General features: G+C 67.4%; 12 protein-coding genes. 4 read left to right on the top strand and 8 right to left on the bottom strand.

From position 1 onward, the window contains the following. Window positions 1–54 precede the first annotated feature (54 nt). The 6 genes from U5809_RS10545 to kdpA all read right to left on the bottom strand — a co-directional run bounded on the left by U5809_RS10545 (window position 55) and on the right by kdpA (window position 8116). Complete coding sequence (locus U5809_RS10545) at window positions 55–828, bottom strand: ABC transporter substrate-binding protein (protein WP_176046121.1); 774 nt, start codon at window positions 826–828, stop codon at window positions 55–57. 282 nt (window positions 829–1110) lie between these two features. Beyond that, the gene (locus U5809_RS10540; protein WP_322086455.1) at window positions 1111–1833 is read right to left on the bottom strand and encodes a response regulator; all 723 of its coding nucleotides are present in this window, start codon (window positions 1831–1833) and stop codon (window positions 1111–1113) included. Further along, entirely contained in the window at window positions 1830–3515 is a 1686-nt protein-coding gene (locus tag U5809_RS10535) for a DUF4118 domain-containing protein (RefSeq protein ID WP_322086454.1), read from the bottom strand. The genes U5809_RS10540 and U5809_RS10535 overlap by 4 nt, the downstream gene beginning before the upstream one ends. An 80-nt stretch (window positions 3516–3595) precedes the next feature. Next, on the bottom strand, window positions 3596–5644 hold the full coding sequence (kdpB, locus tag U5809_RS10530) for a potassium-transporting ATPase subunit KdpB (RefSeq protein ID WP_322086571.1): 2049 nt from the start codon (window positions 5642–5644) through the stop codon (window positions 3596–3598). 59 nt (window positions 5645–5703) lie between these two features. Next, the gene (gene kdpC, locus U5809_RS10525) at window positions 5704–6402 is read right to left on the bottom strand and encodes a potassium-transporting ATPase subunit KdpC (protein ID WP_322086453.1); all 699 of its coding nucleotides are present in this window, start codon (window positions 6400–6402) and stop codon (window positions 5704–5706) included. A 10-nt stretch (window positions 6403–6412) separates the two neighbouring features. Beyond that, the gene (gene kdpA / locus U5809_RS10520) at window positions 6413–8116 is read right to left on the bottom strand and encodes a potassium-transporting ATPase subunit KdpA (protein ID WP_322086452.1); all 1704 of its coding nucleotides are present in this window, start codon (window positions 8114–8116) and stop codon (window positions 6413–6415) included. Here kdpA and U5809_RS10515 point away from each other — a divergent pair. Then, window positions 8115–8285 carry a hypothetical protein gene (locus U5809_RS10515; RefSeq protein WP_322086451.1) on the top strand — a complete coding sequence of 57 codons (171 nt, stop codon included), beginning with the start codon at window positions 8115–8117 and terminating at the stop codon, window positions 8283–8285. The genes kdpA and U5809_RS10515 overlap by 2 nt on opposite strands. Here the strand turns inward: U5809_RS10515 and kdpF are convergent. Beyond that, window positions 8255–8335, bottom strand: coding sequence for a K(+)-transporting ATPase subunit F (gene kdpF, locus U5809_RS34665; protein ID WP_063623159.1), 81 nt, complete (start codon window positions 8333–8335; stop codon window positions 8255–8257). The two genes, U5809_RS10515 and kdpF, sit on opposite strands and share 31 nt — an antisense overlap. A 337-nt stretch (window positions 8336–8672) precedes the next feature. Here kdpF and U5809_RS10510 point away from each other — a divergent pair, with 337 nt between their 5' ends. From U5809_RS10510 to hutC, 3 genes are all read left to right on the top strand, one after another. Further along, the gene (locus U5809_RS10510) at window positions 8673–8987 is read left to right on the top strand and encodes a hypothetical protein (protein WP_282511315.1); all 315 of its coding nucleotides are present in this window, start codon (window positions 8673–8675) and stop codon (window positions 8985–8987) included. Window positions 8988–9123: 136 nt separating this feature from the next. Next, the gene (locus tag U5809_RS10505) at window positions 9124–10251 is read left to right on the top strand and encodes a porin (RefSeq protein WP_322086450.1); all 1128 of its coding nucleotides are present in this window, start codon (window positions 9124–9126) and stop codon (window positions 10249–10251) included. 181 nt (window positions 10252–10432) lie between these two features. Then, the gene (hutC, locus tag U5809_RS10500) at window positions 10433–11128 is read left to right on the top strand and encodes a histidine utilization repressor (protein WP_322086449.1); all 696 of its coding nucleotides are present in this window, start codon (window positions 10433–10435) and stop codon (window positions 11126–11128) included. Between the two features lie 15 nt (window positions 11129–11143). Here the strand turns inward: hutC and U5809_RS10495 are convergent, their stop codons facing one another. Further along, window positions 11144–12385: a glycosyltransferase gene (locus U5809_RS10495; RefSeq protein WP_322086448.1), complete on the bottom strand. Its 1242-nt coding sequence runs from the start codon at window positions 12383–12385 to the stop codon at window positions 11144–11146. Window positions 12386–12408 lie beyond the last annotated feature (23 nt).

The raw sequence follows: 12408 nt of genomic DNA, 5'->3' as shown, positions 1-12408 counted from the left end.
TTGCACCCACGACAGACGCGGCGCGCGCCCAGCCGGTGCGCGCCGCATGGAGGGTCAGCCGCCGTAGACGTCGAACGCGAAGTACTTCTTCTCGAGCTTCTTGTACGTGCCGTCCTTGATGATGTCGGCGATCGCGTGATCGATCTTCGCCTTCAGGTCGCCATCGTCCTTGCGCAGGCCGATGCCCGCGCCGTTGCCGAGCGTCTTCGGATCGTCGATGTCCTTGCCGGCGAATTCGAAGTTCGCGCCGCGCGGCGTCTTCAGGAAGCCGATATCGGCCTGCACCGCGTCCTGCAGCGCCGCGTCGAGGCGGCCGGACATCAGGTCCTGGTACACGCCGTCCTGGTTCTGGTAAGGCACGACCTGCACGCCCTTCGGCGCCCAGTAGGCCTTCGCGTAGGTTTCCTGGATGGTGCCCTGCTCGACGCCCACCGACTTGCCCTTCAGCGATTCGGCCGTCGGCTGCAGGTTCGCGCCCTTCTTCGCAACGAGGCGCGTCGGCGTGTTGAACAGCTTGTCGGAGAACGCGATCTGCTCGGCGCGCGCCGGCGTCATCGACATCGACGACAGCACGCCGTCGAACTTCTTCGCCTTCAGCGCCGGGATCATCCCGTCGAAGTCGTTCTCGATCCACACGCATTTCGCCTTCAGGCGGGCGCAGATCTCGTTGCCGAGATCGACGTCGAAGCCGACGACCTTGCCGCTTGCGTCCTTCGATTCGAACGGCGGGTAGCTGGCGTCGACGCCGAACCGGATCGTCGACCAATCCTTGGCGTGGGCACCGACCGCGATGCAGGCAAGGGCAATACTGAGCGCGAGTTTCTTCATGGCGTTCCTGTCAGAGGCGAACTGGGCCGGGTTCCGGTCGGATTGCCCGCCGTGAACCCTTCCAACCCGGGAATCGCTCTTTTTCGGCGACACCCCAAGTTGTACATACAACTTTGCCTTTTCCCGGATAGGGCCAGCAATCCGTGTTTATCTCTAATTGTCGGTGGATTCTTGCCGTGAGCTGCGATTTTCCTTAATTTTCAATTAATTATCGATTACATGATGCTGAATTCCGGCTTTCTCGCGGCGTAAGGCGGCAGCCGGATGGGGTGTGGCGCCTGTCTATACTTCCCGCGGCAAGCCGACCGTTTCCAGACCGACCAGCCGGTAGCCGAACTGCAACTCCGTCACCAGATGCCTCGGCCGCGCGGGCACCGGTTCGAGCTTCTGCCGCAGGTTCGTCATGTACACGCGTACGTAGTGCGCGCGATCGGCGTCATGAATGCCCCACACCTCGGCCAGCAACTGCCGCGCGGCGACCACGCCGCCGCGCGCGCGGATCAGCGCGGCGAGCAGCCGGAATTCGAGGCGCGTCAGATGGACGGGCTCGCCGCCGCGGGCCACTTCGTGCCGGCCGAGATCGACGGTCACGTCGCCGAACCGCACGATCGACGACGATTGCCCGTCGGCCGTCACGAATGCCGCGCGCCGCAACTGCGCCCGCGCCCGCGCGAGCAGTTCGGGCACGCCGAACGGCTTGGGCAGGTAATCGTCGGCGCCCGCATCGAGCGCCGCGACCTTCTCCACCTCCTGCTGCCGCGCGGACAGCACGATCACCGGCACCGTCGACCACTCGCGCAACTCGCGGATGAAGGTCTTGCCATCGTCGTCCGGCAGCCCGAGATCGACGATCACGAGATCGGGCTTGCTGCTCGACGCATACATCCGCGCCTCGCGGGCCGTCGACGCCTCGCAGGTGTCGAGCCCCTCCTGTTCCAGCGCCATCCGCACGAAGCGGCGGATATCCGCTTCGTCCTCGACGATGAGTACGCGTGATCTGATCATGTCCGGCTCTCGTGTTCGATGTCGGGCGGCGCGCCCAGTGGCAGACGAATCTCGAACCGCGCGCCGTGCGGATCGAGCGGCACCGCGCGGATCGAGCCGCCGTGCGCGTTGACGATGCTGCGACACAGCGCGAGCCCGAGCCCGACGCCGCTGATCGACGATTCCTTGCGTTCGCGCTCGAACGGCTCGAACAGCGGCTCGGTGTTGCGCGCGATGAACCCGGGCCCGTCGTCCTCGACGAACACGTACAGCGTTTCGCCGAACACGCGCGCGCGGACCGACACGGCCGCCTCCGCGCCCGCGTATTTCGCGGCGTTGTCGAGCAGGTTCATCAGCACGCGCTCGATCAGCAGTGCGTCGACGTCGATCAGCGGCAGGTCGGCCGGCAGGTCGGCGCTCACGTCGCGGCCGGCCAGCACGCCGGCAGAATGCGCGAGCGCGCTGCCGACGATCTCGTCGAGCATGTGCCACTCGCGGTTGAGCCGCACGCCTTCGCTTTGCATCCGTGCGAGATCGAGCAGGTTCACGACGAGCCCGTGCAGCGCCTCGGCCTGGTTGCGGATGCCGTGCGCGAGCGCGGCCGGCTGCCCGCTCGCGAGCCGCTCGGGCCGTTCCAGCGTTTCGGCGAGCCCGCGGATCGCGGTGAGCGGCGTCTTCAGGTCGTGCGACACGGCGGCCAGCAGCGCATTGCGCAACCGTTCGCCTTCGATCCGGACCAGCGTGTGCTGCGCGACGCCGACGTAGTGCACGCGTTCGAGCGCCATCGCGATCGACGAGCACAGCGCGTCGATCAGGCGGCGATCGTCGGGATCGGTCGGCACCGGCTGCGCATCGCCGAACAGCACGAGCACGCCACGCACGCGCATCGGCGCCTTCAGCGGCAGGTACTGCGCGGCCGCGCGCTCGAACGGCGGCATTCCGCAACCGGCCGCGCGGGCATGCTCGTAGACCCAGCGTGCAGTCGGCACGTCGACGAATCGTGCGTGCCGCGCCGGCATCAGGTGATCGTCCGCATCGGGCAGCACGAGCGCGACGCGCACGCCGAGCAGCGGCGCGATCGTCCCGGTGCAGATCAATGCGATCTGGTCGGTCTCGATCGCGGCCGACAGATCGTGCGCGACACGCGCGAGTGCGGCCGAGCGCTTCTCGTTCGCACGCGCGGCGCGCGCCTCCGCGCGCAGGCGTGCCGCGAGCTGGCCGATCGCGAGCGCGACGGCGAGCATCAGCGCGAACGTGAACACGTACTGCGTATCGGACACCGCGAACGACAGCCTCGGCTCGACGAAGAAGAAGTCGAAGCAGCCGACGCAGACGAACGCGGCCCACGCGCCGGCCAGCCGGCCGAGCCGCAGCGCGATCAGCACGACGGTCATCAGGAACAGCATCACGACGTTCGACAGGTCGAATACGCGCAGCAGCGCGCTCGCCGCGAGCGTCGCCAGCGCGCAGACGAGCGTGGCCAGCAGCAGCGGCACCGCGTACCGCGACACCCACAGGTGCGTGCGCGGGCGCGCTTCGCTCACGGCCAGCGCGGGCCGCGTATCGGGCCCGGCGCCCGCGATGCGGTCGGCCATCGCCGCACAGGCTCGCAGCATGCCGCGCCAGCGCTCGCCGCCCGCGGCGGGTTCCGGCGGCACCCTCGTCCGCCGATTCGCTTCGTTCACGTTCACATTCACATCCATGATCGCTTCCGGCAATTGAAACGCCGAACGGCCCCGCGCACGCCGCGAAGGCGTGAACGGGGCCGCGACGGCGCGTTCGGTCAGATAAACGGCGTCAACAGCATGTCGATCAGCTTGATGCCGATGAACGGTGCGACGATCCCGCCCACCCCGTAGATCAGCAGGTTGCGCCCCAGCAGCTTCTCGGCCGGCTCCGCGCGATACTTCACGCCCTTCAGCGCGAGCGGAATCAGCGCGACGATGATCAGCGCGTTGAAGATCACCGCCGACAGGATCGCCGACGTCGGGCTGTGCAGCCCCATCACGTTCAGCGCACCGAGCGCCGGATACGTCGCGACGAACGCGGCCGGGATGATCGCGAAATACTTCGCGAGATCGTTCGCGACGCTGAAGGTGGTCAGCGCGCCGCGCGTCATGATCATCTGCTTGCCGACCTCGACCACCTGCATCAGCTTCGTCGGGTTGCTGTCGAGGTCGACCATGTTGGCCGCCTCCTTCGCCGCCTGCGTGCCGCTGTGCATCGCGACGGCCACGTCGGCCTGCGCGAGCGCCGGCGCGTCGTTGGTGCCGTCGCCCGTCATCGCGACGAGATGACCCTTCGCCTGGTGCTCGCGGATCAGCCGCAGCTTGTCTTCGGGCGTCGCTTCGGCGAGGTAGTCGTCGACACCGGCTTCCGCCGCGATCGCGGCCGCGGTGAGCCGGTTGTCGCCGGTGATCATCACCGTCTTCACGCCAACCTTGCGCAACTCGGCGAAGCGCGCGGCGATCCCGTGCTTGACGATGTCCTTCAGCTCGATCGCGCCGAGCACCGTCGACCCATCGGCGACGACGAGCGGCGTACCGCCACGCCGCGCGATGTCGTTGACGGCCGTTTCGACCGCCTGGGGAAACACGCCGCCGAGCGCATCGACATGCGCGCGGATCGCGGACGCCGCGCCCTTGCGCACCTTGCGCTCGCCGATGTCGAGGCCGCTCATCCGCGTGCGTGCGCTGAACGGCACCGTGATGCTGCCGTCGGCCGCCGCCACGTCCAGCGCGAAACGCTGTTTCGCGAGCGTGACGATCGAGCGCCCTTCTGGCGTTTCGTCCGCGCGCGACGACAGTTGCGCGGCCTCGGCCAGCGCGCGCTCGTCCACGCCGGGGGCCGGACGGAACTGCACGGCCTCGCGGTTGCCGAGCGTGATCGTGCCGGTCTTGTCGAGCAGCAGCACGTCGACATCGCCGGCCGCCTCGATCGCGCGGCCCGACGTCGCGAGCACGTTCGCGCGCATCATGCGGCTCATCCCCGCGATGCCGATCGCCGACAGCAGCGCGCCGATCGTCGTCGGGATCAGGCACACGAGCAGCGCGATCAGCACGGTCAGGCTGACGGCCGAGCCCGACGCGTTCAGCAGCACGCTGAACTGCGAGAACGGCAGCAGCGTCACGCAGACGAGCAGGAAGATGATCGTCAGCGCGACGAGCAGGATCGTCAGCGCCACCTCGTTCGGCGTCTTGCCGCGCTTCGCGCCTTCGACCATCGCAATCATCCGGTCGAGAAACGCTTCGCCTGGTTGCGCGGTGATCTTCACGATGATCCAGTCGGACAGCACGCGCGTGCCGCCCGTCACCGACGAGAAATCGCCGCCCGACTCGCGGATCACCGGCGCGGATTCGCCGGTGATTGCCGACTCGTCGACCGACGCGACGCCGTCGATGACTTCGCCGTCGGCCGGAATCGTGTCGCCGGCCTCGACGAGCACGATGCTGCCGGCCGCGAGTTCGTCGCTCGGCACGCGATGGCTGGTGCTACCAGCTTGCTTCGGCTCGTCGAGCACCTTCGCGTACACGCGCTTGCGCGCCGCCCGCAACGCATCGGCCTGCGCCTTGCCGCGCCCTTCGGCCAGCGCTTCGGCCGCGTTCGCGAACAGCACGGTGAACCACAGCCAGCACGCGACCGCGAAGATGAAGCCGGCCGGCGCGTCGGCGGTGCCGGTCAGCGCCTGCAGCCACAGCACGGTCGTGACGATGCTGCCGAGATAGACGACGAACATCACCGGATTCTTCAACTGCACCCGCGGCGCGAGCTTGCGGAACGCCTCGCGCAGCACGGCCGTCCAGCGCATCGGCGGCACGGCGCCGACCGGCATCGCCGCCGGATTGATCGGGGTTTCGATATGGGACATGAGTGACTCCGTGGTTCCTGCCATTACTTCACGCCGGCCGCATGGCCGAACGAGCGGTCGAGCGCGAGGTTCAGGTCGAGCACGCGCACGCGCGGCTCGCCAAGCACGCCGAGTTGGCGCGGCGAGGCAATGCGATCGACGAGCGTTGCCACCTGTGCGGCATCGACACCGCGTGCACGGGCGACGCGTGCCGCCTGCAACCGCGCGTTCGCGACCGAGATTTCTGGATCGAGCCCCGACGCCGATGCGGTAACGGCGTCCACCGGCACCGGCGTGCCGTCGGCGAGCGCGTTGTCCTGCCGGTACGCGCGCACCCGCTGCGCGATGTCGGCGAGCAGCTTCTTGCTGGTCGCACCCTGGTTGCTGGCGCCGCTGCCGGCCGCGTTGTACGGCTGGTCGACCGTCTTCGACGGATCGGCCGGATCGGTGCCCGTCGTCGCACTCGGGCGCCCGTGGAAATAGCCGGCGCGCGTGAATTGCTGCCCGATCACCGCCGCGCCGACCGTCGTGCCATTGCGCTGCACGAGGCCGCCGCGCGCCTGCGCCGGGAACAGCACGTTCGCGACGCCCGTGGTGAGCAGCGGATATACGAGGCCGGTGACGAGCATGAACAGCACCGACGATGCGATCACGGGCCGCACGAGGCCGCGCGTCGCCGCGCCGAACGAAGAACCGGGTGCCGGCGCGGCGGCGGCCGCTGCCTGGCGATTGCCTTGCATCATGATGTTTCCCTCAGAACAGTTGGCCGCCCGACATCAGCAGGTGCTCCACGACCGGGCCGAGCGCGAGCGCGGGCAGGAACGTGAGACCGCCGACCACCAGGATCACGAAAACCAGCAGGCCGGTGAACAGGCCCGTCGACGTCGACAGCGTGCCCGCGCTTTCCGGCACGCCCTTCTTCGCGGCGAGGCTGCCCGCGACCGCGAGCATCGGCAGCAGCGTCAGGTAGCGGCCGATCAGCATCGCGAAGCCGATCGTCGTGTTGAAGAACGGCGTGTTCGCGTTCAGGCCCGCGAACGCGGAGCCGTTGTTGGCCGTGCCCGACGTGTACGCGTACAGCACTTCGCTGAAGCCGTGCGGGCCGAGGTTCGCGAGGCTGTCCATCGTCGAGTGCAGCATCGCGGCCAGCGCGGTGAAGCCGAGGATGCTGAACGGATGCGCGAGCACCGCGAGCATGACGAGCTTCATCTCGCGCGCCTCGATCTTCTTGCCGAGGAATTCCGGCGTGCGGCCGATCATCATCCCGACGAGGAACACCGTGAGGATCGCGAACGTGAACAGGTTGATCAGCCCGACGCCGTCGCCGCCGAACACGTTGTTCAGCATCATCTGCGCGATCGGCACGAGCCCGCCGAGCGGCGTCAGCGAGTCATGCATCGCATCGACCGAACCGGTGGTCGCAGCCGTCGTGACGGTGGCGAACAGGCTCGTCTGCGCGATGCCGAAGCGCATTTCCTTGCCTTCCATGTTGCCGCCCGGCTGCGCGGCGCTCATCTGCTGGTCGACGCCGAGCCCGGTCAACAGCGGATTGCCGTGCTGCTCGGCCGAATAGATCACGGCGAGGAAGCCGACGAACATCACGACGAACGCGCCGAGGAGCACCCAGCCCTGGCGGCGCCGGCCGATCATCGTGCCGAGCGTATAGGTCAGCGCGGACGGGATCAGCAGCATCGACAGCATGTGCAGCGTGTTGGTGAGCGGTGTCGGGTTCTCGAACGGATGCGCGGCATTCATGCTGAAGAAGCCGCCGCCGTTCGTGCCGATGTGCTTGATCGATTCGAGGCTGGCAACCGGCCCCATCACGATCTGCTGGCGTGCGCCTTCGAGCGTGGTCGCCCACGCGTCGGCGGCGAGCGTCTGCGGCATGCCCTGCCACACGTACACGAGCGCCATCACGAAGCTGAGCGGCAGCAGCACGCGATAGGTCACGCGCGTGAAGTCGACCCAGTAGTTGCCGATGTCGGCCGCGCTCTTGCGGCTCAGCCCGCGGATGAAGCCGCCCGCGGCCGCGACGCCGGTCGCGGCGCTGACGACCATCAGGAACGTGATGACGGCCATCTGCGAGAAGTTCGACAGGCTGCTCTCGCCCGCGTACGCCTGCCAGTTCGTGTTCGTGATGAACGACGCGGCCGTGTTGAACGCAAGGTCGGGGCTTTGCGACGCGCGCTGCAGCGCATCGAACGGCAGCGCGTCCTGGATACGCAGCAGCAGGTAGCCGAGCAGCATCATCCCGGCGTTACTGAGCAGCAGCACCATGCCGTAGCGCTGCCACGACATCGCTTCGTCGGGGTTCACGCCGAGCAGCGCATAGGTCCGGCGTTCGACCCACGCATGGCGCGGGCTCGTGAAGGCGTGCGCAAGCCATTTCCCGACGATGGGCACCAGCGCCAGCATGATCGCGAGAACGATCGCGAATTGAATGAGATTGTTGAACATGTCGACGCTCGCTCAGATCCGGTCGAGGCCAGTGATGAAACCGGCCGTCAAGGCAAAGAACGCGAGCGTGAAGAAAATGAAAAGAAGATCGCTCATGACATTCACCGATATTTTCGAATTCCTGTTGAATCGCGCCGATCAATACCGCTCGGGCTTGATCAACGCATGAAACAGATAGATAAAGAGCGCGAGCGATAGCGCGCCGGTGATCCACAACATGGCTTTCCCCTTTTGTTCGTATGCGCGGCAACGCCGCGCGACCGTCGGCGTAGCGGGCCGTGCCCTGTCGGCACAAACCCCGGTGACGTCCCCATGCTCATCTGGCGAATGGGATGCGACAGTGTAGAAATCCGCGTATCAAAGCGGTGTTCAATTTCCTTGCATGGAATAAAAAAGCTGTAAAGACGAAAACCGGTGCGCACTGCATTTTTATGCGTTCTTTTCAGGGCCGGGGCGAGTCTATACACCGTATCGCGACCGCGATTCTTAAAATGGGCACCATGTCCAGAACGCGCTTTTCGCGGTGCGAAGCACGATGCGACCAGGGGAAGAAAGCATGAAACCGACCAGAACCGAATCCGCTGCTTCACACGATCTGCCGCGCGTGCGTTCGCGGCGTCGCTCCCCCGCGGACGACCTCGTGCTGCTGTCGATCCGAGTCGAATCGGACAACCTTGCGGCCGTGCGACGCCGGCTGCATCAGGCCGTCGGCGCCGCGCTGAATTTCTACACGGCCGCGATCGACAGGCGCACCGGGCGCGCATGCATCGAACTCGAAGTCGCGCGCTCGCAGGCATCGCCTGCGATCCTGTCGATCCTCCGTCTGCTGCCGGCCGCCGAATTCGGCACGATCCGCCTGTTGCAGCACTAGCCGGCATTCGCCGCCGCCGTGCGTGACCCGCGTCACGCGCGCCTCCCTTTCATCGGTTCGAACGCGCGGATCCGCACGGATACGCGCGACGAATCGCCGTTCCCGTCGCGACGGGCCTTTCCAGGAAGCACACGCAATGAAAAAAGCAGTCGTCGGTACCCTCTCCCTCGCCTTCTTCGGCGCCGCCGCGCATGCGCAAAGCAGCGTCACGCTCTACGGGATGCTGGATGCCGGTATCGCCTATACGAACAACCAGTCAGGCAAAAGCGCATGGCAGCAAGGCAGCGGCCTGCTGTCGAATACCGTCTTCGGCCTGAGCGGCAACGACGATCTCGGCGGCGGCCTGCACGCGCTGTTCCGCCTCGAGAACGGCTTCAACCTGAACAACGGCACGCAGTCCTACAAGAACACGATGTTCGGCCGCCGCGCGTACGTCGGCCTGCAAAGCGACCGGTACGGCGCGCTGACCCTCGGCCGCCAGTACGATGCCGTGGTCGACTACCTCGGCCCGCTCGCGATGGCGAACAACGGCGACGGCAACAACCTCGCGTCGCATCCGTTCGACAACGACAACCTCGACGATTCGTTCTACATCGACAACGCGGTGAAATACACGAGCCCGACGCTCGCCGGCTGGCAGTTCGGCGGCCTGTACGGGTTCAGCAACGCGGCGGGCGGCTTCGCGAACAACCGCGCGTACAGCGCGGGCGTGTCGTATGCGAACGGGCCGGTCAGCCTCGGCGGCGCGTACCTGCAGCTCAATCGCGGCGGGCTGACGGCCGGCGGTGCGCTGTCGACGAACGACGGCGCGAACTTCCCGGCGGTGCGCCAGCGTGTCATGGGCGCCGGCGGCAGCTACGCGTTCGACCGGCTGACGGTCGGCGCGCTGTGGACGCATTCGATGTTCGACGAAACGGCTGCGTCGTCGCTGCCCGGCGCGCTGAATGCGCTGCGCTTCGACAACTACGAGGTCAACGCGCGCTATGCGCTGACGCCGGCCGTCTCGCTCGCGGGCGCCTATACGTTCACCGACGGCCACTACGACGACGCAACCGGCAGCCACCGGCCGAAATGGCACCAGGTGACGCTGATGGCCGATTACGCGCTGAGCAAGCGCACCGACGTGTATGCGGAAACCGTGTACCAGCACCAGTTCGGCGTGCCGTCCGGCGCGACGCTCGGGTTCGCGAACGTGACGGGGCTCGCGGCTTCGTCGACGAACACGCAGGTCGTCGCGACGATCGGCATCCGGCATCGGTTCTGACCACGCGCCGGCGGTCGTTGGCCGGCCGCTCTGTGCAATCCCGCATGGACGCGCGCCGGCCGAACAGGGATCATTCGGGGAATCCGGGCCCGCTCGCCCGCGAAACCGGTACACTCGGCGCCGGGCACGCGCCGGATCGGCATTCGGCAGCGGGCGCCGCCGACTCTGGAATCGCGATCCCATGACCACACCGATCTATCAGGAAATCAAGGACTTCATCCTCGCACGCATTCATGCCGGCGAGTGGGCGGAAGGCGACCAGGTGCCCTCGGAGAACGAACTCGCGCGCGAATTCAACGTCGCACGGATGACCGTGAACCGCGCGCTGCGCGAACTGACGGCCGAACAGGTGCTCACGCGCACGCGCGGTTCGGGCACGTATGTCGCATCGCCGAAGTACGAATCGACACTCGTCGCGATCCGCAGCATCTCGGATGAAGTCGCCGCGCGCGGCCATGGATATCGCGCGCAGGTGCTGCAGGTCGGCGCGGCCGTCGCCGATGCGAAGCTCGCCGATGAACTGCAGCTCGATACGGGCAGTCCGATCTTCCATTCGCGCGTGCTGCATTTCGAGAACGACACGCCCGTGCAGCTCGAGGAACGCTGGGTCAATCCGGCGTGCGCGCCGGAATATGCGTTGCAGGACTTCACGACGACCACGCCGAACCTGTACCTGACGCGCGTCGCGCCGCTGCAGCGCGTCGAATACCGGATCGAGGCCGCCATGCCCGACGCCGAAACGCGCCGCCACCTGACGATGGACGACCGCGAGCCGTGCCTGTTGCTGCATCGGCGCACGTGGTCGCAGGGGTTGGTCGCGTCGGTCGCCAATCTGTGGCACCCGGGCAGCCGTTACCGGTTCACCGGGCATTTCTGATCCCGCGGCGCGGGTTCACCGCGCTGCGGCGCGCCCCCATCGCTCGATCGCACTGACGGCGAGCGTCAAACCGTCCTCTTGCGCGATGCGCGTACCGAGTTCCGTGGCACGCGCCTGGGTCTCGCCGCGATCGGCAAACGCGATGGCCCGCGCCAGCGCCGCCGCATCCATGCGCCGCCCCGCCACTGGCGCATCGGCCGCACCGAGTCGCTGCAACCGGTTCGCCCAGAAGAACTGATCGCCCGCAAACGGCACGACGACCGACGGAATCCCGGCCCGCGCAGCCGAATGCGTGGTGCCCGACCCGCCGTGATGAATCGCCATCGATACGCGCGGGAACAGCCAGTCGTGCGGCGTGTCGCCGATCACGCGGACGTGAGCCGGCAGCATCGACGCGTCGATACCGCTCCAGCCCGGATAGAACAATGCGCGCCGGCCGGCAAGCGCATGGGTCAGCGCGCAGACCATGGCAGCCCGGTCGAAGCCGGCCATGCTGCCGAATCCGATGTACACGGGCCGATCGCCCGATTCGAGAAACGCCGCAAGATCCGGCGGCGGCGCCCATCCACGCGCATCGATCCGCCACTGGCCGCATGCCTGCACATTCGACGGCCAGTCGGTCGGGCCGGACAGCAGCGCCGGCGACACACCGTACAGCATCGGATGATCGGTCCACACGTGCTTGCGTGGCGGCAACCCGCACACATCGGCGCGCGCCGCGTTCGTCGACTTCCTGAACGCCTGCCACAACAGCGCATTCACGAACCGATGGCTTGCGCGATTCAGCCAGCACGGCAACTTCCCCGGTGGCAGGAACGGGGACGCGAATTCGGCAGTCGGCGTGATCGGGATCATGCCGGCGCCGATCGCCGGCACACCGCGATACTCGGCGACCGACAGCCCGACGAACGACGCAAGCCCCGACACGAGGATCGCGTCGCAACCGTCCGACGCGTCCGCGACTTCGTGCATCCACGCGGCCGTGTTCGCATTCGCGATTGCCGCGAGCGCCTTCGACGTGTCGTTGAAACCGCCGCGCCCGCGCACCGCATCGGCCAGCGCACCATCCGGCGCGATCGCGCGGCGGATATCGCCGGACAACGGCGCCGACGGCACGCCGAGCATGGCGGCCGACCCGAGCGTCGCCGCGTCGGCCAGCAACCGGACGTCATGGCCAGCATCGATCAGCGCACGGCCGAGCGCCGCGAGCGGGCGCGTGTCGCCTTCGGTGCCGTAGGTGGCGATGACGAGCTTCATGCGTAACTCCTCGTGCCCGATGG

The organism is Burkholderia sp. BCC1999, from assembly GCF_905339975.1.
Lineage (GTDB): Bacteria > Pseudomonadota > Gammaproteobacteria > Burkholderiales > Burkholderiaceae > Burkholderia.
This window is presented reverse-complemented; position numbering and strand designations above follow the sequence as displayed.